Origin of the sequence: Denitrificimonas caeni DSM 24390 (genome assembly GCF_000421765.1) — a bacterium.
Lineage (GTDB): Bacteria > Pseudomonadota > Gammaproteobacteria > Pseudomonadales > Pseudomonadaceae > Denitrificimonas > Denitrificimonas caeni.
The window spans coordinates 463,603-486,464 of sequence record NZ_ATXQ01000001.1 but is presented as its reverse complement, the minus strand read 5'-3'; the positions used below and the strand labels follow the sequence as shown (position 1 = coordinate 486,464).

Here is a 22,862-nt window from a genome sequence, read left to right as displayed (position 1 = left end):
AGTGACGGCATAAGCAGGCTTCATCCTGTTATTATGTGCACATCTTTTATTGTTTAGCTGGGCAGGTTCAATGAGCAAGGAAAAAACCAATCAGTCGTGGGGCGGCCGTTTTAGTGAGCCGGTTGATGCTTTTGTCGCGCGCTTTACCGCCTCGGTCGATTTTGATCAGCGCCTTTATCGTCATGACATCATGGGCTCGATTGCTCACGCAACGATGTTGGCTAAGGTTGGTGTATTAACCAACGACGAGCGCGATACGGTGATTGCTGGCTTGCAGGCGATTGAAAAAGAAATCGAAGCCGGTCAGTTCGTTTGGAGCACCGAGCTTGAAGATGTGCACATGAACATCGAAGCGCGTCTCACCGAGCAGGTTGGTATTGTTGGTAAAAAACTGCACACCGGTCGCAGTCGTAATGACCAAGTTGCTACCGACATTCGCCTGTGGTTGCGCGATGAAATTGATTTGATTTTGTCGCAGTTAACCCGCTTACAAGAAGGTTTGTTGGGCTTGGCGCAAGAGCATGCTGCAACCATTATGCCGGGCTTTACTCACCTACAAACTGCACAACCAGTGACTTTTGGTCACCACATGCTGGCTTGGTTTGAAATGCTCTCGCGTGATTATGAACGCTTAGTGGATTGCCGTAAGCGCACCAACCGTATGCCATTGGGCAGTGCGGCATTGGCCGGTACGACGTACCCGATTGACCGGGAAATGACCTGTGAGCTGCTGGGTTTTGAAGCAGTTTCTGGCAACTCCTTAGATGGCGTCTCCGATCGCGACTTTGCTATCGAATTTTGCGCTGCGGCCAGCATTGCGATGATGCATTTATCACGCTTCTCTGAAGAGTTGGTACTGTGGACTTCAGCGCAGTTCCAGTTTATTGATTTGCCCGATCGCTTCTGCACCGGCAGCTCGATTATGCCGCAAAAGAAAAACCCTGATGTGCCAGAGCTCGTGCGCGGTAAAAGTGGTCGCGTATTTGGCGCCTTGATGGGCTTGTTAACCTTGATGAAAGGCCAACCTTTGGCCTATAACAAAGATAACCAAGAAGATAAAGAACCCTTATTTGATGCGGCTGACACCTTGCGTGACAGTCTGCGTGCGTTTGCCGATATGGTGCCAGCCATTGTGCCTAAGCAAGAGATGATGCGCGAAGCGGCGCTGCGTGGCTTCTCTACCGCGACAGACCTAGCTGATTACTTGGTTGGTAAAGGTTTGCCGTTCCGTGACTGTCATGAAATTGTTGGTCATGCCGTCGGTTATGGCGTGAAAACCGGTAAAGATTTAGCGCAAATGAGCTTGGCCGAACTGCAGCAATTCAGCAGCCATATTGCTGATGATGTGTTTGAGGTGTTGACCTTAGAAGGCTCAGTCAACGCACGTAACCATATCGGCGGCACTGCCCCTGCACAAGTACGTGCTGCCGTGCAGCGTGGTCGTGATTTATTAAACAATCGTTAATGCTGGCCTGCAACATATCAGCGAGGAGGTAACAGAGTGACTGATCAACCGAGAGATGCACGTTTTAAAGTATCGGCAGACCGCTCTTCAGCCAGTCGCAAGATACGTTATGTGGAAACCAATCAAGGCGATGCCGATGATTGCACTTTGTGTCAACTCGATGAGCACGGCACGCTAGTGGACGAAACCATTGTGGAAGCTGTGGCAGAGCTGCCAGACAGCGCTGCAGCAGATGCTGGCGTTGATGAAGATGAAGAACAGTTTGTTGAAGAGCGTTTGCTTGAAGCAATTGAAAACCAGTTGGCCGCGCAACAGCCGCCAGCAGTGCAAGCGGTGCTCAATAAACTGACTTTAGTAGGGCATACACGCGAAGAGATTGTGCAGATGATGGCGCAAGTCTTAGCGTGGCAAATTAGTGAAATGTTGGAGGCAGACCATGCCTTTGATATGGAAGCTTATGAACGTGCATTACGTACACTACCGCAACTGCCTGATGCCTCCTAAGATGCACAGCAGTTGCTCCGCAAGCTCTTTATTAGCTAAACCATAGGTGGAGATACAATATGTCTTGGACCCCTGAGATCGTCGCGGAACTGGAAGTCTTATGTTTATATAACTTAGACAGCACACAAGAAGGTATTAAAGTGCACAGCAGTGCTGGCGCAGAACGTGTTGCGGCAACCCAGCGTTTATTTGAAAAAGGCCTGATCAGTCAAGACGACGGTGGTTTTTTAACCAGCTTGGGTCTTGAAGCAGCAGCACATGCGCAAGCGGTGTTGACTGTTTTGGCAATCGACTAGTTCGGTTGCTCGGTCATGGTTGATATATGCTTAAAAATTGACGAAGGCATTGATCGTAAAGATTTAAGCCGTCTGCGTAACCGATTTTTAAGTGTCAATCGTGACCGTTTATTACGAGCTAATCTCACCCAATCAACGCGACAGCAATTTGTTTTGCGTTTGATACCCTTATTGCTGCATGTGAATCATCCCTTGCTGCCAGGCTATGTGTCTGGAACCACCCCTGCTGGTTTAAGTGCTTATGAGCCAAGCCCAGAATTACTGCAAGACGCACAAAGCTTAGCGCGTTCTTTTGTTTATAAACCGCCGCGCGGTTATCAAGTTGCGCAGCCTTTGCATGGTCTGTTTTTAATGGGCAGCCTAGGTTCAGTAGCGTATGCCGAAAATAGTGATATGGACTTCTGGCTGTGTCATAGCTCTGCATTAACATCGCGAGAGTTACAAGAGTTACGTAAGAAATGCGATCTATTACAAGCGTGGGCGGCTAGCTTAGGTGCAAAAATTTATTTATTTTTGATTGAGCCAGAGCAGTTTTCTCATGGAAGTAGTGATGAGCGGCAATTGTCTTTAGATGATTGTGGCACCACACAACACTATTTACTTCTTGATGAGTTTTACCGTACTGCAATCTGGCTGGCAGGACGCACCCCTATATGGTGGTGGGTGCCTGTTGAAGAGGAGCATCGCTACGCTGAATACTGCCAGATCTTATTAGCTAAACGTTTTGTGCGCAGCGAAGATGTGCTTGATCTTGGTTGTTTAGCACAGATTCCCGCCAGCGAATTTGTTGGTGCTGGTATGTGGCAGTTATATAAGGGCATTGAGTCGCCCTACAAATCCTTACTTAAGCTGTTATTGATAGAAGTGTATGCAGCAGAGCACCCAAAGGTTGAATGTTTGAGCTTGAGTTTTAAGCGTGCCATTTATGCCAATCAACTCAGCAGTGATGATGTTGATGCGTATGTCATGTTGTACCGGCGTTTAGAGCGATATTTGCTTGATCGTAATGAGCTTGAGCGACTGGAATTAGTGCGCCGTTGTTTTTATCTCAAAGTTGGCAAACGCTTAACCCAGAATCGAACTCATCATGCTAAAAGTTGGCAGCGCATTTTATTGGAAAAGCTGACTCAAAGCTGGGGTTGGAATGACACGCTGTTGAGTAATTTAGACCGTCGTAATAACTGGAAAATTGCCCAAACACAACAAGAACGACGTCTGCTTGTGAATGAGTTGATGTACAGCTATCGTTTTTTAAGCCAGTTCGCTCGACGTACGCAGGTCATGCAGGCGATCAATGCGCGTGATTTAGCTGTGCTAGGCCGGCGTTTATATGCAGCATTTGAGCGCAAAGCCGGTAAGGTTGAGTATCTGAACCCAGGCATTGCTCCTGACTTGTCGGAAGATACTTTAACGTTAGCGCAGTGCGTCGATAGTGAGTCAGATCAGGTTTCTTGGGGCTTTTTTCGCGGGAGCTTAGCGGGTCAAGAGTGGCGTAATCATTCGCCATTGAAGCGTACTAAAGAGTTATTGCCAGTCTTGGCGTGGGCTCATCTAAACGGCATTATTGATGAGTCCACAAGAGTGTCTTTGAGCGTTGTTGATAGTGATCTGAGTGAAGTTGAGTTACATGGCATTTTAAAAAGTTTGCGACAGTCGTTGAGCTTGCCGTTTGTGGCAGTTGATGAAGAAGCTTTGTTGGCGAGTAGTTATCCGCAAAAGGTACTTTTAATAGTCAATCTTGGCGTTGATCCGCTGCCTAAGCATAGCCAAGCCAACGTGCACATGGCCAGCGAGCAGGTTGATGCTTTAGGTTTTTCCGGGTTGCGGGAGAACCTGGTTTTGAGCATTGATCAGATCACGTTAAACAGCTGGAATGAATTGCTGGTCAGTCGCTATACCGGAGACAGTGCTTTATTGCAGTGCTTAGCTGCGCTGTTGAATGAAAGTGCAGGGCAAACCGTTATGCCGCATATTCAGGTGAGCTGCTTTTGTCGAAATCGCGCCGCCTCTATTGTGCAGCGCGTTGAGCAAGTGATTACTCAAGTTTTTTCCAATGCGTACTTAGCCAGTGATAGCCGTTACTTATTGCAAATTGAACAGCAATATCATGTGTTGGAGTGGCGCGCGAAGCGTGCAGGTCACATGACATTTACTGATGTTGCTGAGCTAACAGAATATTTATCACAAGAACAAGCGCAGTATATTCGTTGGCGTGTGGATGAATATGCTTTGCAAGGGCATGTGCTGAAATTTATATTGCCGGTTGGACGTTCTGATGCGTTGCAGGTTTTTTATCGAGTGCATGATCAGCATGCGCATCTCTATGTGCTGGATGAACGCAATGGTTTGTGGCAGCACAACCAGCCTTTTGTGAGTGAGCAAGCGTTATTGATGCCATTGCACAGGTTTTTAAATTCTTTGCTGTATCGACACAATGTAACCGAAAGTTTTGTTGAACCTCAGGCTGAAACGGTATCATTAAATGTCAACTATCATCGTATTCTTCCTGATGGTACTGGACAGCCGCAGCTAATTGAGCGTCGCCAGTGGCGCGATAATGCCATAGAACACGCGTTTTACGCTGTGCAAGTTATCTATGAAGACGACGGCACTCACACTTTGTATTGCAATCATCAAGAGTTCTCAGAGCTCGAGTATGGTGCCAAGCTTTACCAGTATGTCGCGCGATATATTTTAGGCATGCGACATTCAGCTGAGCGTTATCCGTGTTATATAACTGACCTTGATCTTTCAAAAGTATTGCAGCATGACAATGTGCAAACAATGCATTATTTACAACGTAAAACAGTGTTGGAAAAGCGCTTGAATGAGGCTTTGTTGAACTTGTAGACAATGCTCCGACGCAGCTAGTAGGTTGCTTTCAATACTGCGTCGGTGTCGTGATTATAATGTGTACTCTTTTTCTGCTTCAGGCTGATATTCAACCTTTTTCAAGGTCAGCTTTAATGTCTTGCCTTTAGGGGTTTGCCAGTCAATGGTTTGTCCTACGCTCAAGCCTAATAGAGCCGTACCGATTGGCGCTAAAATGGACACATTTCCTTCAATACCTGCTTGCGGCGGGTAGACCAAAGTCAATTGATACTCAGTGCCGCTGACTTCTTCATAGCAGTGCGCTCTTGAGTTCATTGTGACAATGTCATTAGCAATCTCCGTATGACCGACAAAGCTGGCACGAGCAAGCTCTGCTTCTAACGCTTCAGCAGCAGCGCCATAGTCGTCTAAATTGTCGAGCATTTGCTCAAGACGTTGCATATCTAAACGGGTGACAGTGATCGCGGGTTTGTTACTCATGGTCCTATCGGTACTCCTGGTGCTGTGAATTTGAAGGCAAAAAACACAAAACCCCGCCGAAAGGCGAGGTTTTGCAATGTTTTTGTTTCCCTTAATGGGAATACAGAACGTATCACAGCCGTTTAAATAAGCAAGCTCTGTGGCGATCAGCGCTGGTGAAAGCTAAACAAATTTAGTCGTAGAGTGCGCTTAAATCAAAGGGTAACTGTGTGTGGTTTAACAGCAGAGCGCCCAGCATTTCGCTTAACACTTGCTGATTACTATCGCAGCGCCACTCTTGAGCTTGCTCATCGTAATCAAAATGAAACCCGCCGCTGCGATCGGCCAACCAAAGTTGCTTAAGCGGTTCTTGACGGCTGAGAATTAATTGATGTTGGTTGGTAAAGGTTAGGGTCAAGATTCCGGCGCTGTTTTCAATGTCTATGTCAGCATCACTGTCATCAAGAATGTCTTCTAAGTTTCTTAATGTCGCATCGACGAGGTCATGGAACTGGCTGTTAGTGAGGCTCATGTAGAGCTCCTTAAGTGGTTTGAACGGCTAAACAGGTGGTGGGCAAAACGACTTGCACAAATTAGAGGCTAATAATACGGACTTTTCGGCACTATCCTAGTGCTAGGAGTCGATCTGCGCATAGGCAAGATTATGAGGGGTCGGTATACTCATTGCATTCTTAGTTTTGACGAAGGGTTTGCTATGAAGCGTATTGTGCTTCCATTTATCGTACTGTCGGTGTTGTTAATGGGCTTAACTGCCTGTGGTCAAAAGGGTCCGCTGTACCATCCTGATGATGAAAAAGCCGCTCATGAGCACCGTAAAGACCGTTACGAACTTTAATGGAGGTTGCCATGCAAGCATTTACCTATCAGCAGGGCGAACTGTACGCAGAAAATGTTGCGCTGTCAGCGATTGCCAAGCAGTTCGGCACACCCACTTATGTCTATTCGCGCGCTCATATTGAAGCGCAATACCGCAGCTATGCCGATGCTTTACAAGGCGTTGAGCATTTAGTCTGCTTTGCGGTGAAAGCCAACTCTAATATTGCTGTGTTAAATATTCTTGCCCGTTTAGGTGCAGGTTTTGACATTGTTTCAATTGGTGAGCTTGAGCGCGTATTGGCGGCGGGCGGCTTGCCTGAGCGCATGGTTTTTTCTGGTGTGGGTAAAACCCGTGAAGAAATGCAGCGTGCGCTGGAAGTTGGCGTGCATTGCTTTAACGTCGAATCAGTTGATGAGCTTGATCGCCTGCAAGAAGTGGCTGCGCACCTCGGTGTGATTGCTCCAGTATCTTTGCGGGTTAATCCAGATGTCGATGCTGGCACCCACCCTTATATTTCCACTGGTTTAAAAGACAATAAGTTTGGTATTGATATCAATATCGCTGAATCGGTTTATCTGCATGCAGCGGTTCTAAGCAATATTGCGATTAAAGGTGTGGATTGCCACATTGGTTCGCAGTTGACCACTCTTGAGCCGTTTTTAGATGCGCTTGATCGCGTGTTACTGCTGGTTGATCGCTTAGCCAAGCATGGCATCAGAATTCATCACTTAGATCTTGGTGGTGGTTTGGGTGTGCGTTATCAAGATGAGCAGCCGCCTTGTGCTGGTGAGTATATGGCGGCGGTGCGTGAGCGTGTGGCAGGTCGTGATTTAGCCTTGGTGTTTGAGCCTGGCCGTTATATTGTCGCCAATGCTGGTGTGCTGTTAACTCAAGTTGAGTACCTCAAGCACACTGAACACAAAGATTTTGCCATTGTTGATGCGGCAATGAACGATTTGATTCGTCCCGCCTTGTATCAGGCATGGATGGATGTGCAGGCAGTCAAGCCGCGCGTTGGCATGCCACGTTGTTACGACATTGTCGGGCCCGTGTGTGAAACCGGTGATTTCTTAGCCAAAGAACGCGATCTAACCTTAGCTGCAGGCGATCTCTTGGCAGTATGTTCAGCGGGTGCTTACGGTTTCGTGATGAGCTCAAACTATAATAGCCGTGGCCGTGCCGCTGAAGTGGTAGTCGATGGCGAGCAGTCTTATTTAGTGCGTCGACGTGAGACAGTCGAAGAGCTGTATGCTCTCGAAAGCTTACTGCCGGAGTCATAGCATGCTGCTGCGTTTTAGCAAGATGCATGGCTTAGGCAATGATCTGATGGTGATTGACTTGATCAGTCAGCATGCTTACATCCAGCCGCAGCATATCCGCGCTTGGAGTGATCGGCGCCAAGGCGTGGGTTTCCTGCGTTTGGCTTTGATTGAAGTGCCGCAGCACCCTGATGATGATTTTAGCTGTCGTATTTTCGATAGCGATGGTGCAGAGGTGGACTGGCTGGCCAGTGATGTCTGCTGTGTGGCACGTTTGGTCGCCGACAAACGCCTTATCTCTAAAGCACAAATGCGCATTGAGTTGCGTCATACGGTACTTGATGTGCAAGTGCATGCGGATGGCTCAGTATCCTTGCCCATCGCACAGCCGGAATTGCTTGCTGAGCGCATTGCGCTACCGCAAGGTTTTATTCAGCAGCACGCTACTGCGCCTTGGTTATTAGATAAAAGCTTTAGCATGCTGTCGATGAATGGCTTACACGCGGTGCTACGAGTCAACGATTTAGTGCAAACTCCTTTAGTTGAGTTGGTCGCTTATTTAGAGCAACAGCAGAGCTTGCCGCGCCATACCCATCTCAGTGTGCTGCAAGTGCATGATGCCAGTAACGTGCAGATCAGCACTTGGCAACTAGGACGCGGCGTCATCGATAGTTTTCAGCATAGTTTTTGCGCCGCAGCACTCTGTGCGATAGCTCAAGAATGGGTGCATACCCCGGTGCATGTTGAATGCATGGGCGCTAAATCGCGGGCATGGTTACATGTGTCAGATGATCAGCAGCATGTGTATTTTACGGGTTCTGCAGCCCGTGTTTATGAAGGGCAGATACGTCTATGAGTGATTCACAACAACCAGCCGTCCTCACCGATGAACAGGTGGTGGCGTATTTAAAAGATAATCCTGCGTTTTTTATTGACCAGGATGATCTGTTAGCCCAGTTGCGTATTCCGCATCTGCGTGGCAGTTCTATTTCCTTGGTGGAGCGCCAAGTTGCAGTGTTACGTGAGCGCAATATTGATATGCGTAATCGTTTGACCCATTTAATGGATGTGGCACGCGATAACGATCGTTTGTTTGAAAAAACCAGACGTTTGGTACTGGAAATGCTTGATGCGCAAACTCTGGATGAGTTAATCAGTGTGGTTGATGACAGTCTGCGACATGCCTTTGCGGTGCCTTTTGTTGGCTTAACTTTATTCAATGAAGGCGAGTTGAGTGTGGCACGCAATCAAACCTTAAAAAACGCTCAGCAACATATTGGTGGTTTGCTGGTCGGTGGTAAGGCGATTTGCGGTGTTTTGCGTGCCTCAGAGTTAGAGTTTTTGTTTGGCAAAGAACCTGCATTGAAAATCAAATCTGCTGCGGTGGTGGCTCTTGAGCACCATGGTGTGCACGGTGTTTTAGCTGTAGGTAGCGATGATCAGCAGCATTACAGTAATTCAGTCGATACCTTGTTTTTAAGCTACTTAGCCGATGTGCTGGCGCGATTGTTACCGACCATGTTGGCGTCATTGCGTTCGGTTAAATAAGTTCGAATCAGATGAGGTGTAGCATGCAGGTACAATTAGCGGCTTACCTTGATTACCTGCACGCTGAGCGGCAAGTGTCGGCGCATACGCTCAGTGCATATCACAGTGATTTGCTTAAAGTTTTAGATTTTGCCAAACAGCAGGATTTGACCAGCTGGCATGATCTACAAGTGGCTCACCTACGTAAGTTGGTGGCTGAGTTGCATCATGGTGGTTTAGCAGGTCGCAGTATTGCTCGATTGCTCTCCGCGGTGCGTGGACTGTATTCCTATTCGCTGCGCGAAGGTTTATGCAGGCACGATCCGGCTGCGGGTATCCGCCCACCGAAAGGGCCGCGCAAACTCCCCAAAGTTCTCGATGTTGATCGTGCCCAGCAGTTGCTCGATAGCCCAGTTGCCGATGATTTTTCTGCTTGTCGTGATCATGCCATTTTAGAGTTGCTGTATTCCTCAGGTTTGCGGCTATCCGAGTTGGTGGGCTTGAATCTGCCTGATTTGGATTTGCCGCAAGGTTTGGTTTTAGTGCTTGGTAAAGGTAATAAGCAGCGGATATTGCCAGTCGGTAGTAAAGCTATTGCTGCAATACAGCATTGGCTGCTGGTTCGTGAGCAAGCTAAACCGCAAGATCAGGCTCTATTTGTTGGTGTTCGTGGCCGTCGTATGAGTCCACAGTTGGTGCGCGAACGGGTTCGCCAGGCAGGCGCGCGCGACCTTGGTCAGCATCTTCATCCGCACATGCTCAGGCACTCTTTTGCCAGCCATATGCTGGAGTCCTCACATGATTTACGTGCGGTACAAGAGTTGCTCGGGCATGCTGATATCAGTACCACGCAAATTTATACCCATCTTGATTTTCAACATTTGGCGCAAGTCTATGATCAGGCGCACCCACGAGCGAGGCGTAAACCAACCGAATGAGTATTCGTTTAATCACCTTTGATTTAGATGACACCCTGTGGTCGGTTAAGCCGGTTATTATCGCGGCTGATAATGCCTTGAGAACTTGGCTGGCGCGTCATGCTGAGCGCTTAGAAGGATTAACTGCGCAGCGTCTGCAACAGTTGCGTGCTGAGGTGGTGCAGCAGCAACCTGAGCTTGATCGTCGTGTCAGTGAGTTGCGTTATCAAGTTTTGTTGCGTGCTTTGTTGCAATCAGGTTATGCCCAGCCTGAAGCGCAAGAGATCGCTGAGCAGGCATTTCAGGTGTTTTTAGCGGCACGGCAGAATGTTGAGTTGTTTGCTGATGTGTTGCCCACTTTAGAGCAATTGCGCAGCCGTTATATGTTGGCGGCGTTGAGCAATGGTAATGCTGATGTGCGCCGAGTGGGGCTTGGAGGGTATTTTTCCTTTGCCTTAAATGCGGACATGCTCGGTGTGGCTAAGCCTGAGCCACAGGTTTTTTTAGCGGCGTTGGCACGTGCGCAAGTTAAGCCTGCGCATAGTGTCCATATTGGCGATCATCCGCAGGATGATATTTTTGGTGCGCAGCAAGTGGGGATGCGTACGGTTTGGTTTAATCCCGAACAAAAAATATGGACGGGTGAGCGCGAGCCAGATGCGCAAATCAGTCAAATTTTTCAGCTGCCGGATGTGCTTAAACGTTTTGATGAGTAACAGGTTTGTTTGTATCAAATACAGGCCTGAAACTTCAGAGTTGAACCTTGTATGAGCTGGCCATGCCAGCCACTGCGTCTTAATTCGAAGCACGGCATGCGCAGACTGAAGGCCTTTTAGCAATACAAAGTTGCCAGAACGATATGCGTATGCCGCACCTTATTAGTATCGCTTTTCCCTCAACGAGGCATCCTGCCTCGATTCGGGCGCTGCGCCATCCTTGGCTTGCTCGCCGCGAGACTAACAAGACACTCATTGATCAGCGGTGCTGTTTGCGAATATTGCGCATGATGCGTTTAAAGCCATTATTTTCGGAGTTGAACTCTGTATGAGCTGGCCATGCCAGCGACTGCGTCTTAATTCGAAGTAAGGCATGCGCAGAGCGTAGGTTTTTAACAATGCCGCATAGTCTGGACGATAGGCGCATGGCGTACCTTGTTAGTCTCGCTTTTCCCTCAACGAGGCATCCTGCCTCGATTCGGGCGCTCGCCGCGACACTAACAAGGCACTCGTTGATCAATGGTGTTGTGTGCGAATGTGGCGCATGACGCGTTTAAAGCCATTCTTTTGCGGAGTTGTATTCAGTTCTATTGGCCTGCAACATGTATAAGTCTGCATAGATGATTGGAGCTGCAATATTGCAAACCATTGCAAAGAGTTAATGAGTGCTTCGGGGTAGGTGTGGTGAGCGAGCCAAGGACGGCGAGCGCCGGAGTTGAACCCTGGATGGGTTCATCGACGGATTAACACCTGTCCCGAAGTACGGCATGTGCAGAATGAATCTAAAAAGTATATTGATACTTGAATGCGTGAGTGACGACTCTTCCATCATTAACAACCATAGTACAATTAAAAACGCCCGAATTAACGGGCGTTTGCTTGGCTCAGTCAATACTGTGCTTAGCTTTTCATCTGCGCAAAAGCATTCTCAGCAGCGTCCAGAGTGATTTTCATTTCGGTATCACCTAGAGCAATTGAGCTAAAACCGGCTTCGAAGGCGCTTGGTGCTAAGTACACACCGCCTTCCAGCATCAAGTGGAAGAACTGCTTGAAGTGCTCAATGTTGCAGTTGGTAGCATCTTCGAAGCTGGTGATGTTTTTACGCTCAGTAAAGTACAGGCCAAACATGCCACCTGCTTGCGTGGTGGTGAATGGAATACCAGCAGCATCAGCGCGCTCCTGCAAGCCTTGTAGCAAGCGTGCCGTGTACTCTGTGAGTTCATCGTGAAAGCCAGGGCGGCTAATCAGTTTGAGCGTGGTTAAACCAGCCGCCATGGCTAAAGGATTGCCTGACAAAGTACCGGCTTGGTAGACCGGTCCCAGTGGCGCAATGTGCGACATAATTTCTTTCTTGCCACCGAAGCAACCCACTGGCATACCGCCGCCGATAATTTTACCGAAGGTTGTTAAGTCTGGGGTGATGCCATACAAACCTTGCGCACCGCCAAGAGAAACACGGAAACCAGTCATCACTTCATCAAAAATTAAAACCACGCCGTGCTTGTCGCACTGCTCACGTAAGCCTTCTAAAAAGCCTGGTACAGGCGGCACGCAATTCATATTGCCAGCGACGGGCTCAACAATGATGCAGGCAATATCATTGCCGTGTTCAGCAAGGTAGCTGGCTACTGCATCAATGTCGTTGAAGGGCAAAGTAATAGTGTGTTTAGCAAAAGCTGCAGGTACGCCTGGAGAGCTAGGAACGCCCAAGGTCAGAGCGCCAGACCCTGCCTTAACTAATAAACTGTCGGAATGACCGTGGTAGCAGCCTTCAAATTTGATAATGCTATCGCGACCGGTGTAGCCGCGCGCTAAACGAATCGCACTCATGGTGGCTTCGGTGCCAGAGCTGGTCATGCGCACCATATCCATTGAAGGCACGATGCTACAGATTAGATCAGCCATCTCAACTTCTAGCGCAGTTGGTGCACCGTAAGATAGACCGTGCTCGAGCTGCGCGCGTACGGCAGCAATCACATCTGGGTGACTGTGGCCAAGAATCATCGGACCCCATGAGCCGATATAATCCACATAACGTTTATCGTCTTCATCGGTGACATAAGCACCTGCCGCATGTTTAAAGAATAGTGGTGTGCCGCCTACACCAGCAAACGCGCGTACTGGCGAGTTAACGCCGCCTGGAATGTGCTGCTGGGCTTGTTCAAAAAGAGATGCTGAACGTGACATTAGAAACCTCATCGAAGAAAAGCAGAGAGCCTGTCGCTGCAAAAAAATTAATCAGTAAAGAGCGCGCTAAAAGCACGCGCCCGTTGTTCCACTGCGGCCGCCGAGTCGGCTGCAAATAATCCATGAATAACGGCTAGCATTGCTGCGCCATGTTCGATCAGTACGCGGCCGTTTTCTAACGTAATTCCGCCGATAGCAACGATCGGGTGCTGAAACTGTTGTGCCTGCTTAAGCAATTCAGTGGTGGCTAACACACGGCCCGGTTTTGTTTGTGAAGTATAGAAGCGGCCAAAAGCAATGTAGTCCGCTTGTTGCTCAAGCGCTTGTGCTGCAAGTTCTAATTGCGCGTGGCATGTTGCGCCGATAACAGCCTCGGCGCCAAGTTGCTGGCGTGCACTGATTAAACAGCCATCGGCTTGGCCAAGGTGTAAACCAGCGCCTAATTGCGCCGCTAAATGAACATCATCGTTGATGATAAATTGCGCTTGGTAGCTTTGGCACAGCGCCTGCAGCGCCTCTGCTTCAGCAAGACGCCGCGCTGTATCGGTCGACTTGTCGCGGTATTGCAGTAATTTAGCGCCGCCACGCAGCGCGGCCTCACAGTAAGGCAGTAAACGTCCATCGGCGAGCAGTGCTGAGTCGGTAATGGCGTATAAGCCTCGCAATGACTGCGCTTTGTCATTCATGGACGGCAGAAATCCAAAGGTAAGCGACGTGGAATATATTGACCGCGACCAGGTGCTTCAGCGTCACGTAAGGTACGCCAAGTGTAGTTCAAGGCAAACTCAACCGCGCTAACGAGTTCTTGTCCTAAAGCGAGGCGACCTGCTAAAGCGCTGGCTAAGGTGCAGCCAGAACCATGGTATTCGCCAGGTAAGCGCGCACAGGTAAAAGTATGAGAGCTGCCATCTGCGCAATACAAGCGGTTATGCACTTGGCTTTCATCACCATGGCCGCCAGTAATCAAAAGATTTGTACAGTGCTTGAGCAGTGCTGCTGCGCATTCGTCAGCGCTGCCCTCAGGTAACTCAGCGAGAATCTGCGCTTCCGGTAGATTCGGTGTCACGATAGTTGCAAGAGGCATCAGCTTGGCGCGTAAAGCATAGCCAACTTCATCTTTGCCTAATGCGCCACCACCGCCAGCACGTAGTACTGGGTCGCAGACAAAAGGTGTACCAGGCAATTGTTGAATAATGTGCGCCACCGTATCGACCATCTCTAGTGAGCCAAGCATGCCGAGCTTAATCGCAGAAACAGGCAGGTCTTGTAAGATCGCCTGTGCTTGCGCGATCACCCAATCATGTTCAAGGATCTTAAAGTCGCTGACATTCACTGTGTCTTGAATGGTCAGAGCGGTAATCACCGGAGTGGCATGACAGTTTTGTGCGATCAGCGCTTCAATATCGGCTTGTAAGCCAGCGCCGCCAACAGGGTCGTGGCCGGATAAACACAGTACAGAAGGGCGCGAAGTGTATATATTCATAATACAAAGTTTACCATGAATGTAGTGAGCGCTACAGTTGCCCTGCAAGCGCTTTGTTCAGTGGGTTAGTGGGTGCCTTAAACACTGTCCTGCGTAGTGTCAGGCTGCTCAGGCTGGCTATCGTGCGGTTGAGCTTCATCGTCCAGCCAGCGTTGTGCGCGTGCTTTTGCCATGCTGAAATTGCTGACGTAGGACAGTTTGTTGTGTTCTAAGCGAATGCCTGCTCGACGCATTTTATGGCGTACTCTGGCTGAAGTGCCTAAAAATATAATGCCGATATTATTCTTCTGGTAATCAATCAAGACATTGCTCAGCGCAGCTAATGCCGTCATGTCGAGCATAGGCACAGCGCGGAGATCAATGATCACTACGCGTATTTCTGGGTTGAACTTGCGTAATACGCTGAGAGCCTTTTCTGCGGCACCAAAAAACAGTGGGCCACGAATTGCGTAGACCGTGACAGAGTCTGGTAAGTCCGGCAGATCATGTTGATCACGTGAAACAGAAGCAGTATCGGTGAGTTCGCTCATGCTCTTAATAAATAAGCCGGCCGCGAGCAGTAAACCAACGCCCACAGCAAGCACCATATCAAACAATACCGTGAGTGACAGGCAGGTGAGTAAGACCAGTACGTCATTGCGTGGAGCGATGCGCAAGGTATGCACCACATGCTTAGGCTCACTCATATTCCATGCCACCATCAGCAGTAATGCTGCCAGCGCTGCCATCGGTAAATGGCTAAACATTGGCGCTAAAAATAGCATTGCCAGCAACACTACGCCCGCATGAATAATTGCGGCAATCGGTGAAAATGCTCCGGCACGTACGTTAGCGGCGCTGCGGGCAATAGCTGCAGTGGCAGTGATACCGCCAAACATGGGGGCGATAATATTACCTAAGCCTTGACCGAGCAGTTCACCGTTTGGGTCATGCTTGGTGCCAGCCATGCCGTCTGCTACAACTGCGCAAAGCAGAGATTCAATAGCACCCAGCATGGCAATGGCAAACGCTGGTGCTAATAACTGTCTAAATAGCTCAAATGAAAGCACTAGAGGCTTACCGTCAGGGCCAGAAAACTCCCAAGGCCACATAAAGGAAGGTAGGAAAGGAGGAATGCCTGGATGACTGATACCATCGACTACATAACTAAAGCGTTGGCCTAAGGTTGCGACAGAAATATCCGCATTGTTTAAAGCCAGTCCTACGAAGCTACCCACAGTTAACGCAACGAGGTGGCCGGGAATTTTTGGCACAAAGCGTGGCCAGATGATTAGCACAGCAAGAGTTATTGCTGCTACTAAGGTATCGCCGAGATGAATGCTTGGAAAGGCGCTGGCGAGCGCGGTAATTTGCTCAATGTAGTTGGCGGCTGGTTCAATGTTTTCTAAGCCGAAAGCGTCTTTAATTTGTAAGGTCGCAATCACTACACCAATACCGGCAGTAAAGCCGAGGGTTACTGGGTAGGGGATAAATTGCAGTAAAGCGCCGGCCCGTAGTAATGCCATGGCGATTAAGATAACCCCCGCCATTGCCGTGCAAAGCAGTAGCCCGCCAACGCCGAACTGTTGGGTGATGGGTAATAAAATCACTACAAAAGCAGCGGTCGGGCCGGAAACGTTAAAGCGTGAGCCGCCGGTCAGAGCAATCAGTGAGCCGCCAATTAAGACCGTATATAGGCCGTGTTGTGGTGGTACACCAACGGCAATAGCTAAGGCCATCGCAAGAGGGATAGCGATAATGCCTACGGTTAATCCAGCGCTGATATCACCCTTCAAAGAGTTGAGTGAGTAACCTGATGCAAAAGCTTGGCGTAAAGCAGAAAATAAAGGTGGTATGTACATGATGGCTCCACAAGTGCGTGCCGCCTCATTATAGACCCATGCGCTGCAGGTAAAGCTAGTGCACTCGAGCTTTAGCTTGATGTAAGTAGGTTCTTTAGTCGCTGCGGCCTTGGTGTCGAGGGCACTAGTGTGTCAATATGACGCTGGCTTTTTACTTTTTGGGCAATGAAAACCGATTAGTGTGCTTATTGGCAAATTAAGCGGTTGCAATTTTCTCACTAAAGGGCATAATTACGCGGCTCTTTTGTGGGTAATGCCTAGCCCAATGCAAAAGAGAAGGCGAAACGATGCAGTTTGCCGAACTTAGAGCCATAGCAGACGTGATAGACCCGAGCCCCCGAAGTAGCGTCTGTCATATGAGCTTACTTTGACTTGTCAAAGACAATACTATTCATTAGGATTTGCCGTCTATTTTAAAGGCGGCCCTGAGGCCATAGCGAATGAAAACTTTTACAGCAAAAAATGAAACAGTACAGCGCGACTGGTATGTCGTCGACGCTGCAGGCCAGACTCTGGGTCGTTTGGCCACTGAGATTGCTAGCCGTTTACGCGGTAAGCACAAGCCTGAATACACTCCGCACGTTGATACTGGCGATTACATCGTTGTTATTAATGCTGAGCAGGTTCGTGTCACTGGTAATAAAACATCAGATAAAATCTATTACTCACACACTGGTTTCCCAGGCGGTATCAAGGAAATTAGTTTTGAGAAGTTGATTGCAAAAGCACCTGAACGCGTTCTCGAAGCTGCTGTTAAAGGTATGCTTCCAAGAAATCCGCTGGGCCGCGACATGTATCGCAAGCTGAAAGTGTATGCAGGAACTAACCATCCGCATGCTGCACAGCAGCCTCAAGAACTTAAGATTTAAGGGGATAGTTGATTATGTCGGCGACTCAAAATTACGGCACTGGCCGTCGCAAGACTGCAACCGCACGCGTTTTTTTACGTCCGGGTACAGGTAGCATTTCTATTAATAACCGCACTCTAGAGAATTTCTTTGCTCGTGAGACTGCACGAATGATGGTTCGTCAGCCACTTGAGCTAACAGATACTGCTGAAAAGTTTGACATCATGATCACCGTTGCTGGTGGTGGTGCAAGTGGTCAAGCGGGTGCAATTCGTCACGGCATTACTCGTGCTTTGATGGATTATGACGAATCTTTACGCCCAGAGCTGCGTAAAGCTGGCTTTGTTACGCGTGATGCTCGTGAAGTTGAGCGTAAGAAAGTTGGTCTACGTAAAGCACGTAAGCGTCCTCAGTACTCTAAGCGCTGATTGGCATTTGCTGCAGAAAAACGCCCGTTTCCGCAAGGAATCTGGGCGTTTTTTGTATCTGAACATGCTCTGCGGCAATCTGTCATACGTAGGCCAGTCGTGGTTTGCGGGATAATTAAGTGGATTGCGAATAGCATTGAACTTGTCAAGAAGACACCTTTTCTTTACCATTTGTAAAATTCAAGAATGTAAGTAGCTTTATTTCTTATTACAAGGCCTGACAACAGGCTACATAGCTGATGGGAGACGACTTAATGAGCAATGACGGCGTGAATGCGGGCCGACGTCGCTTTCTAGTGGCAGCCACCTCTGTGGTGGGTGCAGCTGGAGCGGCTGGGGCTGCGATCCCGTTCTTGGGGTCTTGGGCCCCCAGTGCTAGGGCGAAAGCCGCGGGAGCACCGGTGCGAGTCAATATAAGCAAGATTGAGCCTGGTCAGCAGATTGTTGCTGAATGGCGTGGTCAGCCAGTATTTGTTTTGCACCGTACACCGGAAATTATGGAAGGGCTGAAGAAACTTGAGCCCAGCCTTGCTGATCCGGGGTCGAAAGAATCAGATCAACCAACTTATGTGAATCCAGAAGAGCGCTCAATTAAGCCTGAGCTGCTTCTTGTACTTGGCGTCTGCACACACTTGGGTTGCGCACCTACCTTTAGACCTGAAGTTGCACCTGCAGACTTAGGGCCTGAATGGGTTGGTGGTTATTTCTGTGCTTGCCATGGTTCGCGCTATGATCTTGCCGGACGTGTGTATAAATCACAGCCAGCACCGCTGAATTTACCGGTTCCTCCACATTCTTATGAGTCGGATAATATCGTCATTATCGGTATTGATGAGGAGAAAGTCTGATGAGTAAATTTATGGAATGGGTGGATGCCCGCTTCCCAGCCACGAAAATGTGGGAAGACCATTTATCAAAGTACTACGCACCAAAAAACTTTAACTTCTATTACTTCTTCGGCTCTCTAGCCCTGTTAGTACTGGTTAACCAGTTGCTAACCGGTATTTGGTTGACGATGAGTTATGAGCCATCTGCAGAAGGTGCGTTTGCTTCTGTTGAGTACATCATGCGTGATGTTGAGTACGGTTGGATCTTGCGCTACTTGCACTCTACCGGTGCTTCAGCGTTCTTTATCGTGGTCTACATGCACATGTTTCGCGGCTTGCTCTATGGCTCCTACCAGAAGCCACGTGAGCTAGTTTGGGTCTTCGGTATGCTGATCTACTTGGCACTGATGGCTGAGGCGTTCATGGGCTACTTACTGCCATGGGGTCAAATGTCCTACTGGGGCGCGCAGGTGATTATTTCACTGTTTGGTGCGATTCCAGTGATTGGTGCTGATCTGACTGAGTGGATCCGTGGTGACTATCTGATTTCAGGTATCACACTGAACCGCTTCTTCGCCCTGCACGTTGTTGCTGTGCCTATTGTTCTGCTAGCGCTGGTTGTTCTGCATATCCTCGCGCTGCATGAAGTGGGTTCAAACAACCCTGATGGCGTTGATATCAAAAAGCATAAAGATGAAAACGGTATTCCTTTAGACGGTATTCCTTTCCATCCTTACTACACTGTTAAAGATATCGTCGGCGTTATCGTGTTCTTGTTTGTGTTCTGTTTTATCGTGTTCTTCTTCCCAGAAATGGGTGGATACTTCCTCGAGAAACCGAACTTTGAGCAAGCTAACGCACTAAAAACGCCTCTGCATATCGCTCCAGTTTGGTACTTCACTCCGTTCTACGCAATTTTGCGTGCGGTACCCGATAAGTTGATGGGTGTTGTGGCGATGGGTGGTTCGATCGCAGCCTTGTTTGTATTGCCTTGGTTGGATCGTAGTCCAGTCAAATCTATGCGCTACAAAGGCTGGATGAGCAAAATTTGGTTGCTAGTATTCTGCATCTGCTTTGTGATTCTTGGCGTGTTAGGTGTCTTGGCACCAACCCCAGAGCGCACATTGGTTGCACGAATCTGTACTATTCTTTACTTCGCTTATTTCATTCTGATGCCTTTCTATACCAGAATGGAAAAGACTAAACCGGTTCCGGAAAGGGTGACTGGCTAATGAAAAAGCAAATTGCTGCGTTAATTTTGGCTGCAATCCCTATGTTTGGTTTTGCAGCAGGTGGTGCCTATCCATTGGATAGCGTATCAATTGATCTAACCGATAAAGCTGCTATGCAAGATGGCGCAAAAACCTTTGTGAACTATTGCATGGGTTGCCATGGCGCTAAGTTTCAGCGCTACGAGCGTGTTGCTAATGACTTGGGCATCAGTGAAGAATTGATGATGAAAAACTTAGTGTTAACAGATGCTAAGTTTGGTGATCACATGAAATCCAGTATGACCGCGGATGACGCTAAGAAATGGTTCGGTGTTGCACCGCCAGACTTAACTTTGGTTGCGCGTGTGCGCGGAGCGGATTGGTTGTACACTTACATGCGTACATTCTATGAAGATCCAACACGGCCTTACGGTGTAAACAATAAAGTGTTTCCATCTGTAGGTATGCCGAACGTACTCGTTGGCTTGCAAGGCCGCCAAGAAATTGGTTGCAAGCAAGTACAAATTGAAGAGAACGGTGCCAAAGTTTTTGATCAGTTGACCGGTGTCCCTGTGACCCATGAGGCTTGTGATCAGTTGACTGTTGTGCCTAATACGGGATCGCTGAATGAAGCTGAATTTGACGAGAAAATTAAAAATCTTGTTACTTTCCTCGAATACTCAGCAAACCCTGTTAAGCTCAAGAGCCAGCGCATCGGAACATATGTACTGTTGTTCCTTGCCTTCTTCTTTGTATTCGCCTACTTCTTGAAGCGTGAATACTGGAAAGATGTGCATTGACACTCAGCAGTATGCTTACCGAGTGACGCACGCGCCCTGATGGGCGCGTGCGTTTTTGTGCTTTATGCATATTTAATAGTGAAGGAGGGAAGCAATGTCTGCCCCCAATAAGTTGGGCTGTTATTCTGATCCGACCTGTCAATACTCGCACCGTGTGCGTTTGGTACTGGCGGAGAAGGCAGTAACTGCTGAAATCATGGACGTTACAAATGGCGAATGCCCAGAGTACTTAGCTGAGGTTAATCCCTATGCAACGGTGCCTACCTTGGTTGATCGCGATTTGGCGCTGTACGATTCTACGGTCATTCTTGAGTACTTGGATGAGCGTTACCCGCATCCGCCGCTGTTACCTGTGTATCCTGTGGCTCGCGCAAACACGCGTATGCTGTCGTATCGTGTGCAGCGTGACTGGTGTGCGCAAGCTGATCTGATTCTGGATAAGCGCACTAAAGATGCTGCGCGCAGCAAAGCACGTAAAGAACTGCGTGAAAGCCTAACAGGTGTTGCACCTGTGTTTGCCAGCATGAAGTTTTTTATGAGTGACGATTTTAGTCTGGTGGATTGCTACTTATTACCGATTTTGTGGCGTTTGCCTGCTTTAGGTATTGAATTGCCAAAAGCTGCGCAACCGCTATTAGATTACATGGAGCGCAATTTTGCTCGTGAAGCTTTTCAGGCAAGTTTGTCTGAGGCTGAGCGTTTAATGCGCCCTTAATCGATAGGAACAGAGCATGAATTCCAGTCGTCCGTATATGTTACGCGCACTCTATGAGTGGATCGTTGATAATGACTGCACGCCATATATATTGGTGGATGCTAATCATGCCGGCGTAGCAGTGCCGCCTGGCTATTCAGCAGATGGACAAATTGTTCTCAACACAGCACCGGCTGCTGTGCGTGATTTTACAATGGATAATCAAGCGATTAGCTTTGAGGCGCGCTTTTCAGGCGCGCCATTTTCATTGTACGTACCCATTACCGCAGTCTTGGCTATCTATGCTCGTGAGAATGGACAGGGCATGTTTTTTGATGCTCAGTCTGACTTGCTGAGTGAAGAGGATAGTGCGGAGCCTGTGGATGCAACTAAGGCCACTGAGTCGCCTGTAACCTTGCATGCTGTGTCGACACAAACAGCTAAGGATGATGAGGGCGATGATGATGAGCCGCCTACGCCGCCAACTGGCGGACGTCCGAGCTTACGCGTTGTAAGATAAACTTTTAAGACTGACTGCAATCAACAGAGTGCAGTCAGTCTTAACTTGCCGCTCGCACTAACAAATGAGCCGATATGAGTCGTTCATTAGGTATCAGTCGAGATACTCAAACAAACGCACAATCTTCTGTACGCCGTTAACGTCTTGCACGACCGACGTTGCGCGTTGTGCTTCTGCACGGCTAATGATACCGAGTAAATACACCACGCCATTCTCAGTGACAATCTTTACCTTTGAGGCAGGCACGTCATTGTAAGACAACATGCGTGTTTTGATGCTAGTGGTTAATAATGCGTCGTTGCTGCGTACTAGGCCTGATGTAGGGGCGGTGACTTGCAGCTCATTGTGGACTTTTTTAGCGCTTTGCACGGAATTGGCGGCTTTACCCGCCAGCTCTTTTAACTCTGCACGGGGCGTTTGCCCAGTGACCAAGACAATGCCGTTGTAGCTGGTGACCACGATATGTGAAGTGCTGGTCGACAAGTCAATGTGTGCATTTTTAATCGCACGTACTACTTCAGGGGCAGTAAATTGGTCGTCGATTTTGTTACCAAAGCTGCGAGCACCGCAGGCACTCAAAGCGATGGCTAAAAAGCTGATGGTGAGGATTTGGCGGATCATTCTTCGCTCCCGAATAGTTGGTGGTCAATTAAGTCGCATAAAGAGTGGATTACAAGCAAATGCACTTCTTGGACGCGTGCTGTTACGCTAGATGGCACTCGGATCTCGACGTCATCCGGCAGTAGCAAAGGTGCAATCTGACCACCGTCGCGGCCGGTCAGTGCGACTACGTGCATGTTGCGATCGTGTGCAGCATGTATGGCTTGCACAACGTTTGCAGAGTTGCCACTGGTGGAGATGGCGAGAAGAATATCGCCTGCTTGACCCAGTGCGCGAATTTGCTTGGAAAATACTTCTTCGTAGCTGTAATCATTGGCAATCGAGGTGATAGTTGAGCTGTCGGTGGTTAACGCGATGGCGGGTAAGCTTGGACGTTCTCGTTCAAAACGGTTGAGCATCTCTGATGAGAAGTGCTGAGCATCGCCAGCTGAGCCACCATTGCCACAGGAAAGGATTTTGCCTTCGTTGAGCAGTGAGCTTACCATCAGCAAACTTGCACTCTCGATCGCTTGAGGTAAGACAGTTAAAGCTTGTTGTTTTGTTTCAATACTGGCTTGAAACATGTGTTGAATACGCGGTTGCATAGGAT

General features: G+C 48.6%; 25 protein-coding genes. 17 read left to right on the top strand and 8 right to left on the bottom strand.

Features of this window, described 5'->3' with window-relative positions; all coding sequences use genetic code 11:
* Positions 1 to 70 precede the first annotated feature (70 nt).
* The 4 genes from argH to H591_RS0102260 are packed head-to-tail and all read left to right on the top strand — an operon-like array spanning position 71 to position 5,115.
* The gene (gene argH, locus H591_RS0102275; protein ID WP_022965325.1) at positions 71 to 1,465 is read left to right on the top strand and encodes an argininosuccinate lyase; all 1,395 of its coding nucleotides are present in this window, start codon (positions 71 to 73) and stop codon (positions 1,463 to 1,465) included.
* Between the two features lie 36 nt (positions 1,466 to 1,501).
* Positions 1,502 to 1,969, top strand: a complete 468-nt coding sequence (locus H591_RS16125; protein ID WP_022965324.1) for a hypothetical protein — start codon at positions 1,502 to 1,504, stop codon at positions 1,967 to 1,969.
* 59 nt (positions 1,970 to 2,028) lie between these two features.
* The gene (locus tag H591_RS0102265) at positions 2,029 to 2,265 is read left to right on the top strand and encodes a TIGR02647 family protein (protein WP_022965323.1); all 237 of its coding nucleotides are present in this window, start codon (positions 2,029 to 2,031) and stop codon (positions 2,263 to 2,265) included.
* 15 nt (positions 2,266 to 2,280) lie between these two features.
* Positions 2,281 to 5,115, top strand: a complete 2,835-nt coding sequence (locus H591_RS0102260) for a class I adenylate cyclase (RefSeq protein WP_022965322.1) — start codon at positions 2,281 to 2,283, stop codon at positions 5,113 to 5,115.
* 54 nt (positions 5,116 to 5,169) lie between these two features.
* Here H591_RS0102260 and rnk read toward each other — a convergent pair whose 3' ends face one another.
* Both rnk and cyaY read right to left on the bottom strand, forming a co-directional pair.
* Complete coding sequence (gene rnk, locus H591_RS0102255; protein ID WP_022965321.1) at positions 5,170 to 5,577, bottom strand: nucleoside diphosphate kinase regulator; 408 nt, start codon at positions 5,575 to 5,577, stop codon at positions 5,170 to 5,172.
* A gap of 172 nt (positions 5,578 to 5,749) precedes the next feature.
* The gene (gene cyaY / locus H591_RS0102250; RefSeq protein WP_022965320.1) at positions 5,750 to 6,088 is read right to left on the bottom strand and encodes an iron donor protein CyaY; all 339 of its coding nucleotides are present in this window, start codon (positions 6,086 to 6,088) and stop codon (positions 5,750 to 5,752) included.
* Positions 6,089 to 6,271: 183 nt separating this feature from the next.
* Here cyaY and lptM point away from each other — a divergent pair, with 183 nt between their 5' ends.
* From lptM to H591_RS0102220, 6 genes are read left to right on the top strand one after another with little or no spacing between them, the layout of a single operon-like run.
* On the top strand, positions 6,272 to 6,412 hold the full coding sequence (gene lptM, locus H591_RS0102245) for an LPS translocon maturation chaperone LptM (RefSeq protein ID WP_022965319.1): 141 nt from the start codon (positions 6,272 to 6,274) through the stop codon (positions 6,410 to 6,412).
* Positions 6,413 to 6,423: 11 nt separating this feature from the next.
* On the top strand, positions 6,424 to 7,674 hold the full coding sequence (gene lysA, locus H591_RS0102240; RefSeq protein ID WP_022965318.1) for a diaminopimelate decarboxylase: 1,251 nt from the start codon (positions 6,424 to 6,426) through the stop codon (positions 7,672 to 7,674).
* A 1-nt stretch (position 7,675) separates the two neighbouring features.
* Positions 7,676 to 8,509, top strand: a complete 834-nt coding sequence (gene dapF, locus H591_RS0102235) for a diaminopimelate epimerase (protein ID WP_022965317.1) — start codon at positions 7,676 to 7,678, stop codon at positions 8,507 to 8,509.
* On the top strand, positions 8,506 to 9,201 hold the full coding sequence (locus H591_RS0102230; protein ID WP_022965316.1) for a DUF484 family protein: 696 nt from the start codon (positions 8,506 to 8,508) through the stop codon (positions 9,199 to 9,201). The genes dapF and H591_RS0102230 overlap by 4 nt, the downstream gene beginning before the upstream one ends.
* 23 nt (positions 9,202 to 9,224) lie before the next feature.
* A complete protein-coding gene (gene xerC / locus H591_RS0102225) occupies positions 9,225 to 10,118 on the top strand; it encodes a tyrosine recombinase XerC (RefSeq protein WP_022965315.1) in 894 nt (297 codons plus the stop codon).
* Positions 10,115 to 10,813 (top strand): HAD family hydrolase, encoded by a 699-nt coding sequence (locus tag H591_RS0102220; protein WP_022965314.1) that lies wholly within the window; start codon positions 10,115 to 10,117, stop codon positions 10,811 to 10,813. Before xerC ends, H591_RS0102220 begins: the two co-directional genes overlap by 4 nt.
* 900 nt (positions 10,814 to 11,713) lie before the next feature.
* Here H591_RS0102220 and hemL read toward each other — a convergent pair.
* The 4 genes from hemL to dauA all read right to left on the bottom strand — a co-directional run bounded on the left by hemL (position 11,714) and on the right by dauA (position 16,324).
* Positions 11,714 to 13,000, bottom strand: coding sequence for a glutamate-1-semialdehyde 2,1-aminomutase (gene hemL, locus H591_RS0102215; protein WP_022965313.1), 1,287 nt, complete (start codon positions 12,998 to 13,000; stop codon positions 11,714 to 11,716).
* Positions 13,001 to 13,047: 47 nt separating this feature from the next.
* On the bottom strand, positions 13,048 to 13,686 hold the full coding sequence (gene thiE / locus H591_RS0102210; protein ID WP_022965312.1) for a thiamine phosphate synthase: 639 nt from the start codon (positions 13,684 to 13,686) through the stop codon (positions 13,048 to 13,050).
* Positions 13,683 to 14,483, bottom strand: a complete 801-nt coding sequence (locus H591_RS0102205; protein ID WP_022965311.1) for a bifunctional hydroxymethylpyrimidine kinase/phosphomethylpyrimidine kinase — start codon at positions 14,481 to 14,483, stop codon at positions 13,683 to 13,685. Before H591_RS0102205 ends, thiE begins: the two co-directional genes overlap by 4 nt.
* Positions 14,484 to 14,560: 77 nt before the next feature.
* On the bottom strand, positions 14,561 to 16,324 hold the full coding sequence (gene dauA / locus H591_RS14615) for a C4-dicarboxylic acid transporter DauA (protein WP_022965310.1): 1,764 nt from the start codon (positions 16,322 to 16,324) through the stop codon (positions 14,561 to 14,563).
* 440 nt (positions 16,325 to 16,764) lie between these two features.
* On the opposite strand from dauA, the gene rplM reads away from it, so the two are divergent.
* The 7 genes from rplM (at position 16,765) to H591_RS0102165 (ending at position 21,652) form a co-directional block, all read left to right on the top strand.
* Complete coding sequence (gene rplM / locus H591_RS0102195; RefSeq protein ID WP_022965309.1) at positions 16,765 to 17,193, top strand: 50S ribosomal protein L13; 429 nt, start codon at positions 16,765 to 16,767, stop codon at positions 17,191 to 17,193.
* 14 nt (positions 17,194 to 17,207) lie between these two features.
* On the top strand, positions 17,208 to 17,600 hold the full coding sequence (rpsI, locus tag H591_RS0102190) for a 30S ribosomal protein S9 (protein ID WP_022965308.1): 393 nt from the start codon (positions 17,208 to 17,210) through the stop codon (positions 17,598 to 17,600).
* A 254-nt stretch (positions 17,601 to 17,854) separates the two neighbouring features.
* A complete protein-coding gene (petA, locus tag H591_RS0102185; RefSeq protein ID WP_022965307.1) occupies positions 17,855 to 18,448 on the top strand; it encodes a ubiquinol-cytochrome c reductase iron-sulfur subunit in 594 nt (197 codons plus the stop codon).
* On the top strand, positions 18,448 to 19,659 hold the full coding sequence (locus H591_RS0102180; protein ID WP_022965306.1) for a cytochrome b: 1,212 nt from the start codon (positions 18,448 to 18,450) through the stop codon (positions 19,657 to 19,659). Before petA ends, H591_RS0102180 begins: the two co-directional genes overlap by 1 nt.
* Positions 19,659 to 20,438 carry a cytochrome c1 gene (locus H591_RS0102175; protein ID WP_022965305.1) on the top strand — a complete coding sequence of 260 codons (780 nt, stop codon included), beginning with the start codon at positions 19,659 to 19,661 and terminating at the stop codon, positions 20,436 to 20,438. Before H591_RS0102180 ends, H591_RS0102175 begins: the two co-directional genes overlap by 1 nt.
* A gap of 94 nt (positions 20,439 to 20,532) precedes the next feature.
* Positions 20,533 to 21,153 (top strand): glutathione S-transferase N-terminal domain-containing protein, encoded by a 621-nt coding sequence (locus H591_RS0102170; RefSeq protein WP_022965304.1) that lies wholly within the window; start codon positions 20,533 to 20,535, stop codon positions 21,151 to 21,153.
* Between the two features lie 16 nt (positions 21,154 to 21,169).
* On the top strand, positions 21,170 to 21,652 hold the full coding sequence (locus tag H591_RS0102165; protein WP_022965303.1) for a ClpXP protease specificity-enhancing factor: 483 nt from the start codon (positions 21,170 to 21,172) through the stop codon (positions 21,650 to 21,652).
* A gap of 93 nt (positions 21,653 to 21,745) precedes the next feature.
* Here H591_RS0102165 and H591_RS0102160 read toward each other — a convergent pair whose 3' ends face one another.
* Positions 21,746 to 22,273, bottom strand: coding sequence for a BON domain-containing protein (locus tag H591_RS0102160; protein WP_022965302.1), 528 nt, complete (start codon positions 22,271 to 22,273; stop codon positions 21,746 to 21,748).
* A complete protein-coding gene (locus H591_RS0102155; protein ID WP_022965301.1) occupies positions 22,270 to 22,857 on the bottom strand; it encodes a phosphoheptose isomerase in 588 nt (195 codons plus the stop codon). The genes H591_RS0102160 and H591_RS0102155 overlap by 4 nt, the downstream gene beginning before the upstream one ends.
* Between the last annotated feature and the right edge of the window lie 5 nt (positions 22,858 to 22,862).